This window comes from Stenotrophomonas sp. B2 (genome assembly GCF_014947095.1).
GTDB classification, from domain to species: Bacteria; Pseudomonadota; Gammaproteobacteria; order Xanthomonadales; family Xanthomonadaceae; genus Stenotrophomonas; species Stenotrophomonas maltophilia_P.
This window is the reverse complement of sequence record NZ_JADCQA010000003.1, coordinates 120,785-138,554: the sequence shown is the minus strand read 5'-3', so window position 1 is coordinate 138,554 and position 17,770 is coordinate 120,785. Positions and strand designations below refer to the sequence as shown.

Here is a 17,770-nt window from a genome sequence, read left to right as displayed (position 1 = left end):
CGCTGCGCCCCGGATGACGTGGGTCGACGGCGTGCAGCTGCGTCTGCGGCTAGAGTTCAAGGACGCGACGGTAGCTCAACGGACCGCGGCCATCACGCAGCCGCAGCCTCAGTTCCAGCCCGGTGGCCGGCAGCAGCAGGCCCTGGCTGGGCAGCGTCGTCCAGCCGGCGCCCGGCTGCCAGGCGCGCACATCGAAGAACTGGACATCGTGCGCCACGGCCAGCCCGCGTGACTGCTCTGGTGGCGGCAACGGATAGTGATCCGATGGCGGCCCGCTGGCCCGCCACAGGGTATTTCCCTGGCGCCACCAGCGCACCCGCTGCCAGCGCAGCCCGTCGCTGCCGACGCTGCGGGTGATCTCCAGCGCGAAACTGCCGTCGGCCTGCCGTTCGCTGACCAGCGCCGGCGGCAGCAGCCGCTGTGGCTCGTCAGCGGGGCGTACCGCACCATTCATCAGGGCATCGTCCGCACGCATCTCGATGTCGCGCTGGAACTGCTGCAGCACCCGCAATGCGGCATTGGTGCCTGCATCAGCCTGGCGCAGTCGCTGGTCACTGCTGGACACGCTGTCCAGCGCACGCCAGCAGATCACGGCCAGCACGCCCATGAGGGTGATCGCGATCATCACTTCGATCAGGGTGAAGCCCTGCACGCGCCGTTTCACGGTGCAGCGGTCCATGGCAGCAGCATGCGTGCCAGCGACTGCGTTGGTGCATCCTCCGCCACCACGATGAGCTCCAGCAGCGGCTGCCCGTCGCTGCCGCTGCCCAGATGCTGCCGCACCAGGAAGCGGCTGCGACCCTGCACGCAGCGCTGCTGCACATCCGCGGGCGGTTGCGCGGCCAGCCGCAGTTCCTGCCAGCGGTCCTGTGCGCACAGCAGTGCCAGACGTCGGTCGCGCAGCCGCGACTGGTCATCGGTTGCCACTGCCACCGAGCGCATCACCGCCGCCAGCGCGACTGCCACGATGGCCAGTGCGATCAGTACCTCGATCAAGGTGAACCCCCGCCGCGGCCCCATCACTGCACGACCTGCAGCTGTCCACTGCCGTCGTCGCGAAGGCGCAGCTGTCGCCCCTGCAGCGACAGCGCCAGCTCCCACGGCACGCCGATCCATTCCGGACTCAGTTCGATGGCTGCCGCCGGCTGTACGGCGATGCCCGGGCTCTGCCACCGCTGGGGGCGCAGCAGGTCGTCGCGCTGCACGTCGGTCCAGCGGTCGCCCTCGCGTCGGCTGAAACGGTAGCCCTCGGCATCGGCCTGCCAGCGGAGGCTGCGGCCATCGATGCGGGCCTCATCGCGTGCCACCTGCAGGCGTTGCGCCAATCGCTCGCCTTCCTGACGGAGCTGGCGCGCAGGATCGAGCAGTGTGCCCAGGCCCAGGCCGATGGCCGTTGTACAGATGCCGATGATGACCAGCACCACCATCAGTTCCAGCAGGGTGAAGCCGCGCGGGATGCGCCGCATCGACATCGCCTCCTGTGCCTGCCGATCGCGGACAGGGTAGCGGCGGATGATGAAACAAAAGCGTCAGCGGCGACTGCTAGCGTGGTGGCCGTCAATGTCGACGAAGGTGCGGAACATGGACGGCAGGCGCTGGGATCGCAATCACCTGCTGACACTGCTGGCGGCGACGCTGCTGCTGGCCGTGATGGCCTACTGGGGCATTGCCCTGTTCGCTGCAGGACCACCGGCGGCGGCCAGCGCGGTAAGGCCGTCGACACCGGCCCGGCCACCGTTCGACGCTGCGGCCAGCGCTCCGCTGGTGCGGCTGCTGTCACCGGGTGCGATCCACACCGAGGTAGTGGTACTGGGTGTGATGGCCAGCGCGCACGCACCGCTGGCACTGCTGTCGGTCGATGGCGGCGCGGTCGATGCCTATGTGCCGGGGCAGCGTCTGGGACCGTCCACGGTACTGGCCGGCATCGGCGCAGAGACCATCGAACTGCAGCAGGCGGGGCGGTCGCGCAGCCTGCCGGTGCCCGCGCTGCCGCCCGTTCCTGCCGACGGCATCGTGCCTGCCGCTGCGGGGCGGCACTGAGGCGCGATCAGCGAGAGGGGCGCTGCGGTGTCACCGAGCGACCAAAGGCGTCGCCCATCCGTTGCCGGGTGCCTTCCAGGTTGTACTGCATGATCTGGTTGCCGGGCTGCCGCATCAGCCGCTCCGACTCGGACAGGCGCGGTGATCGTGCACGTGGCGGTGCCGGTGCGAGCCTGCGCTGCAGACATTCCCAGGCCGGAATGCGCTCTCCGTTGACCTGCACGTCGATGCAGGGCGGTGTGTCCGCGCGCGTTGCGCGGTCATCGGCGTGCGCAATCGGCATCGCGATGGACGCGAGCAACGCCACGGCAGGCCAGCGCCATGCAGTCAGGATCATGCTCATCTCCTATCTTCCGCCACCCCATGTCGGCTGCTTCATGGACGGGTGGCGGGCGCAGTGTCCGCCTGCGCGCATTCCGCCGCCGTCAACAGATGACAGTGCTGTCACAAAACTGTTGGCGGCTTTGACGCGCCCTGCACGTCCTGTGGGTAGACCCACGCGCCGCTCCCTGGCCACTTCCTTCGATACGACGCGATGCCTTCAATGACGCCTGTTCCGTGCCGAGCTGTCCGACTCCCGCTGCGCCTGCGTCCGCGGGCACTCGCGCTGGCCGTGGCGTCCCTGCCATTGCCGCTGCTCGCGCAGGATGCCACGCCGGCGGCCAGGGTGAACATCAACGAGTACATCGTGCGCGGCAACACCGTACTTGATCCGCGTCTGATCGAGCGCGCCGTTGAGCCCTATCTCGGCCCGGGCAGGACGTTGGCCGACGTCGAGCAGGCGCGCGATGCAGTCAGCGCGCTGTACCAGCAGGCGGGATACCAGTCGGTGTACGTGGAACTGCCCGAGCAGCAGGTCAGTGCCGGCGTGGTGCTGCTGAAGGTGCAGCAGACGCCGATCGGCGAACTGCGCGTGGTCGGTGCGGCGCCTGCTGCGGCGGGGCGGATCCGCGCACGGGTACCGGCGCTGGCCGAGGGCCTGGTGCCGGATTTCGACCGGGCGCAGAAGGAACTGACCGCGCTCAACGAAGGCGGTCGCCGCCAGGTGATGCCGCTGGTCCGTGAGGGAAAGACGCCCGGCACGATGGACGTGGACCTGCAGGTGGAAGAAAAGTCGCCCTGGCGAGCGAGCGCCGCACTCAACAATGACCGCAGTGCCGACACCGAGAAACTGCGCCTGAGTGCCTCGCTGGCGCATGACAACCTGTGGGGACGCGGGCACAGCGCCAGTCTCGGCGTGTTCCTCGCTCCGGAAGATACCGATCAGGCCAAGGTGTTCTCGGCGTCGTACACGCTGCCGTTTGAAGGCAGCCCCTGGAGCCTGGAGGCATCGGGCTATACCTCCGACAGCCGCGTGCTCAATGCCGGCGGCCAGGGGGGCGCGGGAACCGGCACCAACGTGATCGGCAATGGTCATTCGATCGGCCTCAAGCTCAATTACCGCCTGCCCGGCAGCACTGCATGGTGGCGGCAGCTCAGCCTCGGCGTCGACTTCAAGGACACCGAGGAGGACACCTGGATGGGCAGCGACAACCTGAAGACTCCCCTGAAGTACGCACCGCTCACGCTGGCATTCGTGGGTGTGCGCCAGGGCGAACAGGACCAGCTGAGCATCAGCACGCAGCTGGTGGCCGGAACCCGCCGCCTGTTCGGCTATGGCAGCAATGGGTACGACTTCAGCCAGAAGCGGGCGTGGGCCGATCCCAGCTTCGTCGCACTCAAGGCCGATGTGTCGAATACGCATACCTTCGGCAGCGATTGGCAATGGTATGCACGCGGGGCCCTGCAGGTGACCGATGCGCCACTGGTCTCGGCCGAGCAGTTCGCCGCCGGTGGCATGTACACCGTGCGCGGCTACCTGTCGGCCGAGGCGATCGGTGACTACGGCGGTGTGGCGAACCTGGAATGGCGCACCCCGGCATGGCCGCTGTGGAGCGGCAGCCAGCTTCGCGTGTACAGCTTTGCCGACGCGGCCTACCTGCGCCTGCGGCGGCCGCTGCCCGAACAGCGCGACCAGTACAACCTGGCCTCGGTCGGGCTCGGCGCGCAGCTGCGCCTGGGAGATCACCTGCAGTTGCGCCTGGACTATGCGTGGCCCTATGCCGATGGGCCGGTGACCCGCAAGGACGACCCGCGGCTGCATTTCAACATCAGCACCAGTTACTGACCCTTCCCTTGAACATGCGTTCTCCGGAGACCCCTCGCATGGACCGTTTGCTTTCCCGGATGTTGCTGCTGCTGGCCGCGCTGATCGCGCTGCCCGCCGCTGCGGCCGATGCCAGCTGGTGGCAGGCCGAATGGAAATACCGCAAGCCGATCACGATCGACGCAGGCCCGCAGGGTGCCGGTCTGGCAGGCGATCCCGGTCGAACCCCGCTGCTGCTGCGCCTGCATACGGGCAACTTCGGTTTCGACGGCACCCAGGATGCCGGCAGCGATCTGCGTTTCGTGTCGGCAGACGGGCGCACGGTGCTGGCGCACCAGATCGAGCAGTTCGACCCGGCGCTGGGGCTGGCCCTGGTGTGGGTGGATGTGCCGGCCGTCAGCGCCGCCGCACCGCAGACGATCTGGATGTACTACGGCAACGACAAGGCGCCGGCCAGCGGCAATGGACAGCAGGTATTCGATCCGGACTACACGCTGGTCTACCACTTCGCCGACGCCAATGCCCCGGCACGTGACACCACGGCCTACGGCAACAATGCGGGCGCAGTGGTGCCGGCCGCCGAAGGTTCGGTGATCGGTCGCGGCGTGCAGTTCGCCGGCACTGCGCTGCCGCTGCCAGCCAGTGCTTCGCTGGCGCAGGAGGCCGGCGCGCCATTGACCGTGTCCGCGTGGATCAAGCCGGGTGCACAGAATGCGGCGCAGGCCATCTATGCCCGTCGCGATGGCAGCGCGGAACTGCTGCTGGGCATCGACAACCGGGTGCCGTTCGTGCAGCTCAATGGCCAGCGCAGCACGCCTGCGCAGCCGATTCCGGAGGGACAGTGGGCGCATCTGGCGCTGACGGCGGAGAAGGGGTCGCTGCAGCTGTATCTCAATGGCCACGTGGTGGCGCAGCTCAGCGGCGAACTTCCGGCCCTGTCCACCGCAGCGGTGGTGGGTGCTGACGCGCCGGGTGCCGAGCAGCCGCTGGCCAGCTTCGACGGTGCGCTGGATGAACTGCGGATTTCTCGCGTTGCGCGTCCGGCGGCACTGCTGCTGGCCGATGCCACCGCGCAGGGCGCTGACTCACGCCTGATCAGCTATGGCGCCGATGAGCAGTCCACGGGCCAGAGTCACTTCGGCTTCATCCTGAAGGCGATGCCGTTCGACGCCTGGGTGGTGGTGGCCATCCTCGGCCTGATGATGCTGATGTCGTGGGCGATCATGATCGCCAAGAGCCGTCACTTCGGCCGCACCGGCAAGGCCAATGCGGTGTTCACTGATGCTTTCGGCAAGCTGGCGGGCGTGCCGCTGCGCACGCTCTCGGACATGGACCGGCAGGGCCAGGCACCGGCGGCCATGCGCGACGGTTCGCTGTGGCGCATCTATCAGGTGGCCATCGATGAGATGCAGCAACGCCACCAGCGCGACGGCAACGGCGGCTATCTGAGCGCGGCGACCATCGCGGCGATCCGCGCATCGATGGATGCGGTGATGGTGCGCGAGCAGGAGGCGATGTCGCGTCGCATGAACTGGCTGTCCACCACCATCGAAGGCGCGCCCTATGTGGGCCTGTTCGGTACGGTGATCGGCATCATGCTGGTGTTCGTGGTCGCGGCGATGGCCGGTGCGGTGGACATCAACTCGGTCGCGCCGGGCATGGCGGCGGCTTTGCTGTGTACGGCCGCCGGCCTCGGCGTCGCGATCCCGGCACTGTTCGGCTACAACTGGCTGGGCGCACGCGCCGAGGCCATCGGTGCCGACATGGCCGTGTTCATCGACGAATTCGCCGCCCGCCTGGCTGAAGAGCAGGACGGGCGCGGCCCGGCCACGGCGCAGGGCTGAGGAGCGCGTCATGGCCCAGAAGGCGAAGTTCGGCATCAAGAAGCGCGAGAAGGGCATCAACGTGACGCCCTTCGTCGATGTGCTGCTGGTGGTGCTGGTGATCTTCATCCTCACCAGCAACGCCTCCATTCCCGGCATCGAGGTCAACCTGCCGAAGGCCAGCAACAGTGTGGCGCTGGAGAAGCCCAAGACCAAGGCGATCACCATCGATCCCAGCGGCCAGGTGTTCCTTGACGCCTACCCGGTGACGATGGCCGAGCTGGAGGACCGCCTGCGGACAGAGCGCGCGACCTCGCCGGACTTCCCGGTAATCGTGCGTGGCGACGCCCAGGTGCAGTACGCGCGCGTGGTCGAGGTGCTGGATCTGCTGCGGCGGCTGGAACTGGCCCAGGTTGGCCTGGTCACCGGCAAGGCACAGGGCTGAGGCATGACCGGCCCTCATTCCCCACGGCCGGAGCCCGGCATGCGTGACCGCCCGCTGCTGGTGACCGTCGCGCTGGTGCTGGCGGTGCTGCTGGTAGTGGGCGCCGTGCTGTGGTGGCTGCTGTTCAAGGACACGGCCAGCACCCGCCGCCCCGTGGTGCAGCCGCCGATGCTGGCGTTGCCACCCCCGCCGCCACCCCCACCGCCGCCGCCTGAGAAGCCCCCCGAACCGGAGACCCCGCCGGAGGAGACCCTGCCCGAGCCAGAGCCGCTGGATCAGCCGACCCCGGCCGAGGAGCCGACGCCGACGCCGGACAACGCCGACCCGGTGACCATGAACGCCGACGCGCAGGCGGGCGGTGACAACTTCGGCATCCAGGCGGGCAGTGGCGGCGGCGGGTCCGGTGCCGGTCGCGGTGGTGCCGGCAATGCCACCTATGGCCGCTATCTGGGTTACCTGGTGCAGCAGGCGATTGCGCGCGATGCGCGGGTCAAGCGCCTGGCCTTCCAGTTGCAGGTGAACGTGTGGCTGGCGCCGGATGGGCGCCTGGAGAAAGTCGAGCTGGTGCGCGGCAGCGGCAATGAAGAGGCCGACGCCGCCGTGCTCGACGCGCTGCGCCAGATCGGCCGGGTGGACCAGCCGCCGCCACCTTCACTGGACTTCCCCGCGCGCGTGCTTGTGCAGGGCCGTAGGCCGGGGGCGTGAACCGTGATTTCCCCGATTTCCCTTCTTCCGATGAGAACCGTGATGAACAACCACGTCCGCGCTCGAACCGACTCCCGCCCGTCGCGGCCGGCCCGACGGGCGCTGCTGTGCTGCGCTGTGCTGCTCAGCCTGGCGGCGCCGGCCGGTGCAATGGCTGCTGAGACCACCATGATCAAGCTGATCAAAGGCCTGATGGCCAGTGGCGCGCTCAAGCCCGAGGACGGCCAGGCGCTGCTGGTGCAGGCCGAAGCCGAGGCAGTAGCAGCCCAGCGCGGTGCTGCCGGTGCTGCATCGGCCAGCAGTGGAGGCATCGCGCTTGAGGCGGGCGATGTGCGTGTGCCCTATGTGCCGCAGAGTGTCCGTGATGGCATCCGCGACGAAGTGCGCCAGGACGTAATGGCGCAGGCGAAGGCGGAGGGCTGGGCGGCGCCGAATGAGGTCGCCGAATGGACACAGCGCATCAAGGTGACCGGGGACGTGCGTGTGCGCAGCGAGTCGCGCTTCTATGGCGATGACAACAGCGGCATCGTCAGCAACTGGGCCGCGGTCAATGCGGGCAGTGGATTCGACACCAACACCAATACCAACCTGCAGCTGCCGCCCTTGCTCAACACCCGACAGGACCGCCGTAACCTGTGGCGCATCCGCGCCCGCCTCGGGGTCGAGGCCATGATCGGCGATCACACCACCGCTGGCATCCGCCTGGCCAGCGGCAGCAGCAATGGCCCGGTGTCCACCACCGAGCAGCTGGGGGGCGGCCTGAGCAAGAAGGACGTGTGGCTCGACCAGGCGTGGCTGGCCTACAGTCCGGCCGACTGGCTGACCGTGCGTGGTGGCCGTTTCGGCAATCCGTTCTGGAGCAGCGACACCCTGTTCTCCAACGATCTGAACTTCGATGGACTGGCCGCCAACCTGAAGTACGGGTTCGGCGACGGCGGTCTCGACCTGTTCGGCACCCTTGCCGTGGCGCCGCTGGAGTACACCTCGGACAGCCTGCAGAGCCGCAGCGGAGAGAAGTCGCCGAACGAGAACAAATGGCTGTCCGGCGCGCAGGCTGGCGTGAACTGGCGCTTCAACGACGACAACGCACTGCGGGCCGCACTGGGCTACTACGACTTCAAGAACATCAGCGGTCGGCTGTCCTCGCCCTGTGCCCTGTACTCCGGCGCCGTCGGCTGCGACACCGACTGGTCGCGCCCGGCGTTCATGCAGAAGGGCAATACCCTGATGCTGATCCGCGACATCGCGCTCAATCCGATGGATCCAGCCGGCACGCCGACGCCGCAGTATGTCGGCCTGGCGTCCGCCTTCCGCCTGGCCACGCTGAACCTGCGTTGGGATACCCGGCTGGCGCAGGACATCGGACTGCGCCTGGAAGGCGACTTCATCCGCAACCTGGCATACGACACGCAGGCGATGTTCCGCCGCGCCAACAACGGCATCGTCAACAATTTCGGTGCGGGTGAAGCTCCCGGCATCGATACGTTCCGCAGCGGCGACACCGCATGGATGCTGCAGGCAACGTTCGGCGCCACCGACCTGAAGGAGAAGGGGCAGTGGCAGGCACTGCTGGGTTACAAGCGGATCGAGGCCGATGCGCTGCCGGATGCCTACAACGATCCGAACTTCCATCTGGGTGGCACCAACGCGCGCGGCTATTACGTGGGTGGTGCCTATGCGTTGGACGCGCGCAGCTGGATCAGCGGCAAGTGGATGGCTGCCAAGGCGGTGTCGGGCCCGCCGCTGGCGATCGATGTGTTCCAGCTGGAGTTCAACACCGGCTTCTGAGCCGCCAGCGATGACGGGCCGGCACGAAACGTGGCGGGGGTGCAGCGATGCGCCCGTCTAGGGAAAGGAGGCCACGCGTGGCAACAAGGAGGAGTGTGATGAGCCGTCGCAAGCTGTTCGAAAATCCCGGGACGTCCAGCCAGATGCTGGGCATCGGTCCGGCCTATGTCTCGGTGGAGGGCCTGCGCCAGCACCTGGCCGAGTTCCTGCTGTACGCCGGCCGCCCGGTGGTGATCATGCGCGGGCGCAGCGAGGTGGGCTATTTCCTGCCGTCCCGCTGCTGGCGCCAGCGTGACGACGATCCGCTGGCGGCCGCCGCGGCCAACCAGATGCTGGATGCCGCGGGTTTCCAGGCCGAGGACATCCAGCAGGTGGAGCGGGAGTTCAACGCGATGCGCCGGCGCACCGTGCTGCACCCGCGCCGTTAGCGCTTTCCGGGAGCGGCGTTCTGGCCGCGTTCGCTGGTGATGCGCGCCCCTTCGCGCATCACCAGGGTGACCGGGGTCTTCTCGACCACCTCCAGCAGTCGCTGCCACTGGGCATCGTCCAGCGCGGCGCTGGCATGCAGTATGCGGTGCACATGGAAACGACCATCAGGATCGCGCTCCGAGCGCAGTTCGGCATGGAACTCACCCAGCTCCCAGCCCTTGCGCTGGGCGTACATGCGCAGGGTGATGGCGGTGCAGGCGGCCAGTGAGGCCAGGTACAGGTCGAACGGGGCGAATCCCTTGCCCTGGCCGCCCAGCGAGGCCGGCTCGTCGGCGTTGACATCGAAGGTGCCGTTGCTGATGTGGTGCAGGTAGTTGTCAGCCGTCGAGACAATGCGTGCGTAGGCCATGGGCTTCTCCTGTGCGGGGGATGTGGGGCCGGATCAGGCGCGGTGCCGCGCGGCCATCACCGGTGATGATCGGGTGGCAGGGCTATCGTGACAATGGGACTGACGATCCCGGGAGTGGCGGGTGCCGTGGTGCGGGCTGGGCGTGATGGGGTGCCGCGCCCTACAATCACGTCCCGGACCGTCGCCATCACGCCCATCATTCCCCGGTCCGGCCTGGCACCTATGTCTCCCAATGCCCTGGCGCTGGTCGAGCTGTTGATGCGCGAGCGCCGTGCGTTGTCACGCTTCATCGCGCGCTACCTGGACCCGGCCAGCACCGAGGACACCCTGCAGAACCTGTACCTGAAGGCCAGCAGCGTGCCCGGCGATCCGCCGATCCTTGAACCGCGCGGTTACCTGTACCGCATGGCGTACCACCACGCCCTCAACCGCAGCCAGGCCGACGCACGCGAACGGCGGGCGATGGCCGAGTACGCGTGCGAGGTCGGCGATGCCGTTGGTGGTGAGCAACAGGCGCTGGACCAGGCGCAGCTGCGCGAGATCACCCGGACCATCCTTTCGCTGCCGCCGCAGGTGCGGGAGTGTTTCGTGCTCAACCGCTACCTGGGCCTGAGCGAGCGTGAGATCGCCGCTCGCCTGGGCATTTCCAAGAGCCTGGTCGGCAAGCATGTGCTGCGCGCGGCAATGCTGATCCAGCAGCACCAGCAGGGCGCACGCCGATGACCTGCAATTACCGTGGGCAGAGGCCGCCCGCCCTTGTCACAACAGTCACGCGCACCGGTTCGTGGTGCGACAGGCTACGACCATGACCACGTCCGAACCCTCGCCGCGACAGGCCAGGCAGGCGTTGCGCTGGGTGATCCGGTGCAGTGCAGGCCCGTTGCCGGACCGGCAGCAGCGGGCCCTGCAGCGATGGCTGCAGGCCGATCCGCGCCATGCCTTGGCCTGGCGCCGCCAGCAGGCATTCTGGGACGGCCTGGACGCGGCTGGGCCGGAGGTGCTGGCCGCACTGCCGGCACTGACCTCCGATCGCCAGGGCCTGCGCCCGATCGCCCCGCGCAGGCGCCTGTCCTGGTGGTGGGCCAGCGTGGCCGCGGTGGTGCTGGCGGTCCCAGCCCTCCCCGGGGTCGCATTGTGGGCGCGCAGCGATCTGCGTAGCGGCGATGCACCCCGTGTGGTGCAACTGGAGGATGGCAGCACGATCGTGCTGGATGCCCGCACCGCGCTGGCCGTCGCATTCGATGGGGATCAGCGGCAACTGCGGCTGCTGCGCGGCCAGGCGTGGTTCCGGGTCGCGCATGAAGCGCGGCCGTTCCGGGTCGAGGCCGGCGGTGGCCTGGTGCGCGACATCGGTACCGCGTTCAGCGTTTCGTTGCAGGACGCGGTGGTGACCGCCCAGGTGAGCGAAGGGGTAGTGGACGTACATTCCGGTGATGGCAGCCTGCAACGGCTGCATGCAGGGCAGGCACGCGCGTTCCGTGACGGACGCTGGCTGCAGCCGGTGAGCAGCCTCGCCAGCGACGCGGTGGCACCCTGGCGGCGCGGTGAGGTTGCCATCGACGATCTGAGCGCGGCGCAGGCCATCGATCGGTTGGCGCGCTATCGGGCCGCACCGGTCTGGGTGCTGGGGACAAAAGCGGAGCAGATCCGGGTCAGTGGCCTGTTCCATCTGCGCCAGCCGGACCCGGCCATCTCCGCAGTGGCGGCCCAGGCGGGCCTGCGCGTGCAGCGGCTGCCGGGTGGCGCGCTGGTGGTCTGGTGATGCCGGCAGGTTTAGATCGCGATGAAAAAAGCCTGAAAAAAGCGTGGGCAGCCTGCAGCGTGCGCTGTCTATAGAGGTACAGCCAGAGCGAAACACCGTTTTTCCTCAAGCCAGACACACCACCGGCAGCGGCTGTGCCCGTGGTTTCCCCACGCTTGAGGAGTTCCGTCCATGCCGTCCACGGCGTCTGCCTGTCACCGTCGCGCCACCACACTGGCCCTGGCCATCTGCACCGCACTGCTGCCGCTGGCCCGGGTGCCGGCCGCGCAGGCGCAACCCAGCACAGCGGCGGCGCTGCGCCAGTACGCCATCCCGGAGCAGTCGCTGGCAGACGCGGTACGCGCGTTCGGGCGCCAGGCCGATGCGCAGGTGGTGTTCCGCAGCGACCTGGTCGAAGGGCGTCGTTCCAGCGCAGTGCAGGGCCAGTACAGCCAGATGCAGGCGCTGCAGCGGCTGCTGCAGGGCAGTGGGGTGCGTGCCCAGCGAGGCCTGGATGGCACCTGGAGCCTGCGCGCCGCGGCGGACGCAGCGCAGGCATCGGCCGAGGGGGAAGGGGTGCGGGTGACCGATACGCTGGACGTCGCCGGTCGCCTGCAGCCGGAAGGTGGCGAGGCGCGCGATCGCCGTGGCTATGACGACGTGTTCGCGCTGGACCTGACCACGGCGTATTCGGGGCGGGACCGGGTGGAGCGCTTCCGTGGCGCCAACCCGGCCGACGTGGTCAAGGATCTGGTCGGCGTTTTCAGCGGCGATGCGCGCAACAGCGGCGCGCTGGACATCAACATCCGCGGCATCCAGGGGCCGGGGCGGGTGCCGGTGAGCATCGATGGCGGCGAACAGGCCCTCACGGTGTGGCGGGGCTACAACGGCGTCAGCAACCGCAACTACATCGATCCCAACCTGATCGGTGGCATCCAGGTCATCAAGGGGCCCGGCCTGGTGCGTGACGTGCACAGCGGCATCGGCGGCGCGCTGGTCATCAGGACCATCGACATCGATGACGTCGTGGCGGCCGGCGAACGCTTCGGCGGGGAGCTGAAGATCGAAGGCAGCAGCAACGCGGTGGCGCCACGCCTGCCACGCCTCCACAGCGGCGAGGACTACCGGACGGTGCCGGGTTTCCCGCAGGGGTCGCCGAACTCGCCCTATGACGACCGCACCCTGGTGGTGCCGGTGCAGTCGCGCAGCGGCAACACTCCATTCGATGGCGAGGACCAGGCATGGCGACTGGCGCTGGGCCTGCGCGGCGAGACGGTGGACGTGATGGCGGCCTATGCGTGGCGCCGGCGTGGCAACTATTTCTCCGGCAGCCAGGGCAGCGACTACTACGACCAGGACCCGCGCGAGCAGTACGAGTACCAGGGCATCGACTACATCACCACGCTGGCCCGCTACTTCAAGCCGGGTGATGAAGTGCCCAATACGTCGAGTGAACAGGAGTCGTGGCTGCTCAAGGCGACGTGGCAGATCAATGACGACCAGCAGCTGAAGGCGAGCTGGCGGCACACGCTCTCGCACTACGGCGAGATCATGCCTTCGCGCATCCTGTCGGCGCCGGACTACGGCCGCATCCAGTGGCCGTTGAGCCGCGTCGACTCGGATGCCTGGAACCTGGAGTATCGCTGGCAGCCGGCCGGCAGCCGCTGGCTGGATCTGTATGCCAATCTGTGGCGCACCGAGACCGACAGCGATACCTATACCGCGGGCGGCTTCCCCAACTTCGCGCCGGGCAATCCGCAATGGGACCCGGAAGCCAGCCCGATCCTGCGCAACACCGCTCTGGCCAACGCGCGCAACGATCGCACCGGCCTGACGGTCAGCAACCGCTTCGCGTTGCACTCCAGCCTCGACCTGACCGTAGGGGGCAACTGGCAGTACGAGAGCCTGGGTTCGCGCGATCCCTACTTCGGCACCACTGATGGCTGGCGCATGTTTCCGCGTGCCGGCCGCCGCCAGGAGGGCGAGGGCTACCTCAACCTGGAATGGCGGCCGCTCGATGTCCTCACCCTCAACGCCGGCGTCCGCTACAGCCGCTACTGGGCCTTCGACGACTTCCTCGACGCGCACCCGGAGCTTCTGACCAAGGGGGTGGGCAGCAAGCAGGCTACCTATCGGGTCAACGAGCTGCCCGAGCGACCGGCCAGCCTGCAGGCAGAGATCGATGCGCTGGAAGCAGAACGCGAGTTCTGGGAGAGCATCGGCATGGGCTCGGTGATCGATGATTCGATCCGGGGACTGCTGGCCTATTACGAAACACCGCAGGCAGTGGAGCACAACATCGCGTGGCTGCCCGACGCCAACGGCAACTATGCCCGTGCCACCAACCCGTGCCTCAACGGCGAGGTGGCTGCGATCCCGGGCGTGCTGCCGTTGTTCGCCGGCAGCGACCTGGTCTGCAGCATCGGCAACACCGTGCAGGCGCGGCCGGTGGATGGCAGCAACCGGCGCCAGCGCGATCACGCGTGGCTGCCCACTTTCTCGGCGACGGCGCATCTGTCGCCTGCCGCGCGCATCTACCTGCGCTACAGCGAAGCAGTGCGTTTCCCGAGCATGTTCGAAAGCACCATCGCCTTCTCCAGCAGCCTCAACCCGCTGTATGACCTCAAGCCGGAGCATGCCTACAACTACGAGCTGGGTTACGTGCACGACCTGTCGGCGCTGTTCGGAAACACCGCCGACGCCGACGTCAAGCTGGCCTATTACGTGCACAAGACCCGCAACGTGATCGAGCGCGATGCCTACTTCCTGTTCGACAACATCGACAAGCAGACCATCCGCGGCATCGAACTGCAGGCGCGCTTCGACAACCGCCGCTTCTTCACCGATCTGGGCATCGCCCGCACGCTGGAGAACGAGGTCTGCGACGAGAGCAGTGCCGTGCTGCTGGATGCCAACCGTGGCCTGGTCCCGAACTGCGTGCAGGACGGGTTCGTCAGCGGCTACCTGCTGACCCAGGCGATTCCGAAGCTGTCGGTCAACGCGTCACTGGGCACCCGCCTGTTCGACGAACGACTGGAGCTGGGCAGCCGCATCATCCACTACCGGCGCCACGAAAACCCGGACCTGCAGGCCTACCGTGACCGGTTGCTGGCCGGTGGCAGCAGCCTGCTCTGGCAGAACGTGCCCTTCACCTGGGGAAACATCACCACGGTGGATGCGTATGCGCGCTGGCGCTTCAACGAGCACGCCAGCGTGGAGCTGGTCGGCAGCAATCTCGGCAACCGCTACTACGTCGACCCGGCCACGCGGTCCACGCTGCCGGCGCCGGGTCGCACCCTCAAGCTGGGCATCACCGCACGCTTCTGAACACCTGCATTCAAGCGTTGTACCCGTAGTTCCCTCAACCCAAGGAGCAACACCATGAAAATGATCTCCAGTACCGTCCTGGCGGTCGCCGCCTCCTTCGCCCTGGCCGGCGCGGCGCAGGCAGCCGACATCGTCGGTGCGGCCAGCCCGGTGACCGATGCCGAGCTGTATGTCGCCGTCGGTGATTCCCAGGTCAACGGTGGCCCGCACTCGGCCGGCAAGGCCGGTATCGGCGTCGGCACCGTGTCCAACGCCCGTCGCGTCGATTTCCAGGGCCTGGCCAGCTTTTCGGTGCCGACCACCATCAATGGCACCACCGTGCGCACGCTGGCCATGCCGATCACCGGTGCACCGGGCAGCCACGCGGGCATGGGCCACTTCAACTTCGTCAAGGTCGGCAGTGGCGATGTCTGGTTCGGTGAATGGTCCAAGGACGGCGCCGCAGGTGGCTTCAACAACCGCCAGGTCTACTTCGTCGGCGACCGTGCCGGCACCACCCTGCCGGCCGGCGTGGCCACCTACAGCGTGGCTGGCCTGAACAAGTTCAACGGCAGCAACCTGCTCAGCGGCACCTTCCGCGCCAACTTCGGCACCGGCACTCTGCTGGGCGGCCTCAGCGGCGGTGGCCTGTCGGTCAACATCAACGCCACCATCAACAGCGCCACCGCCTCGTTCGCAGGCGCGGCCACCGCCAACGGTTCGGTCAGTGGCACCACCCAGGGCCAGTTCTTCGGTGCCAATGCCGCCACCCTGGCCGGTATCGCCACCTTCGCCGGCAACAGCCAGTACGACACCGCCTTCGGCGGCAGCAAGAACTGATCGCCACGCCCCTGACGGGGCAGGGCAGGGACAAGCCGCGATCCGCCAGTCCCTGCTTCGGCCCGCTGCATCGCTTCACACCGGATCGACCATGCGCCTCCCTCTTTACTGCCTCCTTCTGCTGGCGCTGACCGCCACGGCGCACGCCCAGCAGGATGACCTGCGCCGCGTGCTGGAGCAGGGCAACGACGTGCGCCATCAACGCCAGGACCAGCAGCGGCTGCAACAGGCCGAACCGGATCGGCCGACCGTCACCCTCGATGGCCGGACCCTGCGCGTGGAGCGCACGGTCGACGACCTGGGCCAGGCGCTGTACCTGTCGTTGCAGCACCAGCAATGGCCCGCCGCGCAGGCCTTCCTGCACGAGTACATTGAACTTCCCGGCCATGACCCGCTGCTGCGCCACTACGCGCGGGGCGCGCTGGCGCGGGTTGCGGGCGAGCATCATCGCGCGGCCCTTGAGTACGAGGCCCTGCTGGCCCGGCAGCCGGATTTCCTGCCTGCGCGGCTTGAACTGGCGCGGGTCTACGCCGAGGACCAGCGCGACCGGGAGGCAACGTCGCTGTTCACCGCGATCGCCGCCGACATCGATGACCGCGACCCTGCCACCGCCGGCGTGCGCGGCCGGGTGCAGGGGTATCTGCAGGCGCTACAGGCGCGGCGGCGCTGGAAGGGCGCACTGTCCGCCGGACCTGCATGGAGCGACAACATCAACCGCAGTTCGGCCAGCCGCACGTGCCTGTTCGGCGTAGGCGAGGACTGCATCATCGAGCGCAGGTTGCCCGATGCCCAGCGCGCACCGGGGGTGGACTACGACGGCAGCCTGGAACGCCGCTGGGCACTGGCCGGCCACCACGGCCTGTATGTGCGCGGGTTGGCCTTCGGCCAGGCATGGAAAGACAACCGCGCCTACAACGAACTCAACGCCACTGTGCAGGTGGGCTACAGCTGGCGCAGTGCGCGGCACACCCTGCTGCTGGCCCCCGGCTACGACTATCAGGCACTGGGTAACCGTACCCTGCAGGGCGCCGCAGGCGCGCATGCGGAATGGCAATACGCACTGGACCCGCGCAGCCTGCTGAAGCTGGAGGCGGACTGGAAGCGCCAGCGCTATCGGCAACCGGGGCTGGCCGACAACTACGATGGCGCGATGAGAGCGCTGTACGCCACCTGGTTCCGCGCGCTCACTCCGCGCTGGACCGTTTTCGCCGGCATCGATCTGGCCGACAGCGGGGCGGCCGACGCGGCCAATGCCTATCGCCAGCGCGGCCTGCGCGTCGGCGCGGCGCGGCAGTGGAGCGGCACGACCGCCACGCTGTTCCTTTCGCTGCGCGAGCGCAGCTACGATGCCTGGAGTCCGCTGCTGGAAGCGCGCCGGCACGACGACGAGCAGAACCTCATCGCGCTGGTACGCAGCGAACGGCTGGCGGTGGCAGGCCTGGTGCCCAGCCTGAGCCTGCGCTACACCCGCATAGACAGCAATGTGGACTGGCTGTACAGCCATGACCGCAGCCTGCTGAGCCTGAAATGGGAGCGTGCGTTCTGACCGCGGGCCGGGCACACAGCGTGTTTGGCCGAGGTGAATGCGATCTCGCTGTTGTCTTCATCCGTCATCACGCGTTCTTGTAGGGCAACTCGCGCATCCTGCGGGCATTGCGGCCGGATGGGCCGCGCGTGTCAGGGAGTACAGCGTGCTGGAGTCGGGCGATGAACGGGAGGGGCTGCAGGGGCTGCGGGTGCTGGTGGCCGAAGATGAATTCGCCATTGCGATGTTCCTGGCCGACTATCTGCAGCTGAAGGGCGCGCACGTCGTGGGCCCGGCCGGTGACCTGCGCGAGTTGGAGCGTCTGGTCGATGATCACCCGATCGACGTCGCTCTGCTGGACATCAACCTGGGTGGTGAGCAGGTGTACCCGCTGGCCGACCGCCTGTCCGAGGCGGGGACGCCGTTCCTGCTGACCTCCGGTTACGACGACAACCTGCCGAGCCGCTTCGCCAGCGCGCCGCGCTGCCCCAAGCCCTACCATATCGACGCGTTGGCCCGGCAGCTGGCCGGACTGGTCGCCGCACCGCGGGCTGCTGCGGGCAAGGTCTGACT

General features: G+C 68.1%; 18 protein-coding genes. 13 read left to right on the top strand and 5 right to left on the bottom strand.

The features are described 5' to 3' along the window. Positions 1 to 49 precede the first annotated feature (49 nt). Genes IMX13_RS04420 through gspH form a run of 3 tightly spaced genes read right to left on the bottom strand, consistent with a single transcriptional unit; the run spans position 50 to position 1,466 of the window. On the bottom strand, positions 50 to 664 hold the full coding sequence (locus tag IMX13_RS04420; protein WP_193395936.1) for a prepilin-type N-terminal cleavage/methylation domain-containing protein: 615 nt from the start codon (positions 662 to 664) through the stop codon (positions 50 to 52). Then, positions 661 to 1,020, bottom strand: a complete 360-nt coding sequence (gene gspI, locus IMX13_RS04415; RefSeq protein WP_193395860.1) for a type II secretion system minor pseudopilin GspI — start codon at positions 1,018 to 1,020, stop codon at positions 661 to 663. The genes IMX13_RS04420 and gspI overlap by 4 nt, the downstream gene beginning before the upstream one ends. Continuing rightward, on the bottom strand, positions 1,020 to 1,466 hold the full coding sequence (gspH, locus tag IMX13_RS04410; protein WP_053516372.1) for a type II secretion system minor pseudopilin GspH: 447 nt from the start codon (positions 1,464 to 1,466) through the stop codon (positions 1,020 to 1,022). The genes gspI and gspH overlap by 1 nt, the downstream gene beginning before the upstream one ends. Before the next feature lie 115 nt (positions 1,467 to 1,581). Between gspH and IMX13_RS04405 the strand changes: the two genes are divergently transcribed. Next, positions 1,582 to 2,040, top strand: coding sequence for a general secretion pathway protein (locus tag IMX13_RS04405; RefSeq protein ID WP_053516310.1), 459 nt, complete (start codon positions 1,582 to 1,584; stop codon positions 2,038 to 2,040). Between the two features lie 7 nt (positions 2,041 to 2,047). Here IMX13_RS04405 and IMX13_RS04400 read toward each other — a convergent pair whose 3' ends face one another. Continuing rightward, the gene (locus IMX13_RS04400) at positions 2,048 to 2,323 is read right to left on the bottom strand and encodes a hypothetical protein (protein ID WP_227255298.1); all 276 of its coding nucleotides are present in this window, start codon (positions 2,321 to 2,323) and stop codon (positions 2,048 to 2,050) included. Positions 2,324 to 2,584: 261 nt separating this feature from the next. On the opposite strand from IMX13_RS04400, the gene IMX13_RS04395 reads away from it, so the two are divergent. The 6 genes from IMX13_RS04395 to IMX13_RS04370 all read left to right on the top strand — a co-directional run bounded on the left by IMX13_RS04395 (position 2,585) and on the right by IMX13_RS04370 (position 9,375). Continuing rightward, on the top strand, positions 2,585 to 4,207 hold the full coding sequence (locus IMX13_RS04395; protein ID WP_193395858.1) for a ShlB/FhaC/HecB family hemolysin secretion/activation protein: 1,623 nt from the start codon (positions 2,585 to 2,587) through the stop codon (positions 4,205 to 4,207). A 38-nt stretch (positions 4,208 to 4,245) separates the two neighbouring features. Further along, positions 4,246 to 6,030, top strand: coding sequence for a MotA/TolQ/ExbB proton channel family protein (locus IMX13_RS04390; protein ID WP_193395857.1), 1,785 nt, complete (start codon positions 4,246 to 4,248; stop codon positions 6,028 to 6,030). A gap of 10 nt (positions 6,031 to 6,040) precedes the next feature. After that, positions 6,041 to 6,454, top strand: coding sequence for a biopolymer transporter ExbD (locus IMX13_RS04385; protein WP_053516303.1), 414 nt, complete (start codon positions 6,041 to 6,043; stop codon positions 6,452 to 6,454). A gap of 39 nt (positions 6,455 to 6,493) precedes the next feature. Continuing rightward, entirely contained in the window at positions 6,494 to 7,159 is a 666-nt protein-coding gene (locus IMX13_RS04380; protein ID WP_193395856.1) for a TonB family protein, read from the top strand. A gap of 42 nt (positions 7,160 to 7,201) precedes the next feature. Beyond that, complete coding sequence (locus IMX13_RS04375; RefSeq protein ID WP_193395855.1) at positions 7,202 to 8,947, top strand: putative porin; 1,746 nt, start codon at positions 7,202 to 7,204, stop codon at positions 8,945 to 8,947. A 98-nt stretch (positions 8,948 to 9,045) separates the two neighbouring features. Beyond that, on the top strand, positions 9,046 to 9,375 hold the full coding sequence (locus tag IMX13_RS04370; RefSeq protein WP_065182343.1) for a hypothetical protein: 330 nt from the start codon (positions 9,046 to 9,048) through the stop codon (positions 9,373 to 9,375). Here the strand turns inward: IMX13_RS04370 and IMX13_RS04365 are convergent. Then, positions 9,372 to 9,785 (bottom strand): OsmC family protein, encoded by a 414-nt coding sequence (locus IMX13_RS04365; protein WP_180875254.1) that lies wholly within the window; start codon positions 9,783 to 9,785, stop codon positions 9,372 to 9,374. The two genes, IMX13_RS04370 and IMX13_RS04365, sit on opposite strands and share 4 nt — an antisense overlap. A gap of 222 nt (positions 9,786 to 10,007) precedes the next feature. On the opposite strand from IMX13_RS04365, the gene IMX13_RS04360 reads away from it, so the two are divergent. From IMX13_RS04360 to IMX13_RS04335, 6 genes are all read left to right on the top strand, one after another. Beyond that, a complete protein-coding gene (locus tag IMX13_RS04360; protein ID WP_193395854.1) occupies positions 10,008 to 10,508 on the top strand; it encodes a sigma-70 family RNA polymerase sigma factor in 501 nt (166 codons plus the stop codon). Positions 10,509 to 10,590: 82 nt separating this feature from the next. Further along, positions 10,591 to 11,547: a FecR domain-containing protein gene (locus IMX13_RS04355; protein WP_193395853.1), complete on the top strand. Its 957-nt coding sequence runs from the start codon at positions 10,591 to 10,593 to the stop codon at positions 11,545 to 11,547. A 171-nt stretch (positions 11,548 to 11,718) separates the two neighbouring features. Continuing rightward, the gene (locus IMX13_RS04350; protein ID WP_193395852.1) at positions 11,719 to 14,853 is read left to right on the top strand and encodes a TonB-dependent receptor; all 3,135 of its coding nucleotides are present in this window, start codon (positions 11,719 to 11,721) and stop codon (positions 14,851 to 14,853) included. 54 nt (positions 14,854 to 14,907) lie between these two features. Beyond that, complete coding sequence (locus IMX13_RS04345) at positions 14,908 to 15,672, top strand: Slam-dependent surface lipoprotein (RefSeq protein ID WP_193395851.1); 765 nt, start codon at positions 14,908 to 14,910, stop codon at positions 15,670 to 15,672. A gap of 91 nt (positions 15,673 to 15,763) precedes the next feature. Continuing rightward, entirely contained in the window at positions 15,764 to 17,218 is a 1,455-nt protein-coding gene (locus IMX13_RS04340; protein WP_193395850.1) for a surface lipoprotein assembly modifier, read from the top strand. A 145-nt stretch (positions 17,219 to 17,363) separates the two neighbouring features. Further along, positions 17,364 to 17,768 carry a response regulator gene (locus IMX13_RS04335; protein ID WP_193395849.1) on the top strand — a complete coding sequence of 135 codons (405 nt, stop codon included), beginning with the start codon at positions 17,364 to 17,366 and terminating at the stop codon, positions 17,766 to 17,768. Positions 17,769 to 17,770: the final 2 nt, after the last annotated feature.

What these genes read in the sequence shown, in the direction of transcription:
- gspI (WP_193395860.1), bottom strand. Translation starts at nt 1,020, where the DNA reads ATGGGGCCGCGGCGGGGGTTCACCTTGATCGAGGTACTGATCGCACTG.
- gspH (WP_053516372.1), bottom strand. Translation starts at nt 1,466, where the DNA reads ATGCGGCGCATCCCGCGCGGCTTCACCCTGCTGGAACTGATGGTGGTG.
- IMX13_RS04405 (WP_053516310.1), top strand. Translation starts at nt 1,582, where the DNA reads ATGGACGGCAGGCGCTGGGATCGCAATCACCTGCTGACACTGCTGGCG.
- IMX13_RS04400 (WP_227255298.1), bottom strand. Translation starts at nt 2,323, where the DNA reads ATGCCGATTGCGCACGCCGATGACCGCGCAACGCGCGCGGACACACCG.
- IMX13_RS04395 (WP_193395858.1), top strand. Translation starts at nt 2,585, where the DNA reads ATGACGCCTGTTCCGTGCCGAGCTGTCCGACTCCCGCTGCGCCTGCGT.
- IMX13_RS04390 (WP_193395857.1), top strand. Translation starts at nt 4,246, where the DNA reads ATGGACCGTTTGCTTTCCCGGATGTTGCTGCTGCTGGCCGCGCTGATC.
- IMX13_RS04385 (WP_053516303.1), top strand. Translation starts at nt 6,041, where the DNA reads ATGGCCCAGAAGGCGAAGTTCGGCATCAAGAAGCGCGAGAAGGGCATC.
- IMX13_RS04380 (WP_193395856.1), top strand. Translation starts at nt 6,494, where the DNA reads ATGCGTGACCGCCCGCTGCTGGTGACCGTCGCGCTGGTGCTGGCGGTG.
- IMX13_RS04375 (WP_193395855.1), top strand. Translation starts at nt 7,202, where the DNA reads ATGAACAACCACGTCCGCGCTCGAACCGACTCCCGCCCGTCGCGGCCG.
- IMX13_RS04370 (WP_065182343.1), top strand. Translation starts at nt 9,046, where the DNA reads ATGAGCCGTCGCAAGCTGTTCGAAAATCCCGGGACGTCCAGCCAGATG.
- IMX13_RS04365 (WP_180875254.1), bottom strand. Translation starts at nt 9,785, where the DNA reads ATGGCCTACGCACGCATTGTCTCGACGGCTGACAACTACCTGCACCAC.
- IMX13_RS04360 (WP_193395854.1), top strand. Translation starts at nt 10,008, where the DNA reads ATGTCTCCCAATGCCCTGGCGCTGGTCGAGCTGTTGATGCGCGAGCGC.
- IMX13_RS04355 (WP_193395853.1), top strand. Translation starts at nt 10,591, where the DNA reads ATGACCACGTCCGAACCCTCGCCGCGACAGGCCAGGCAGGCGTTGCGC.
- IMX13_RS04350 (WP_193395852.1), top strand. Translation starts at nt 11,719, where the DNA reads ATGCCGTCCACGGCGTCTGCCTGTCACCGTCGCGCCACCACACTGGCC.
- IMX13_RS04345 (WP_193395851.1), top strand. Translation starts at nt 14,908, where the DNA reads ATGAAAATGATCTCCAGTACCGTCCTGGCGGTCGCCGCCTCCTTCGCC.
- IMX13_RS04340 (WP_193395850.1), top strand. Translation starts at nt 15,764, where the DNA reads ATGCGCCTCCCTCTTTACTGCCTCCTTCTGCTGGCGCTGACCGCCACG.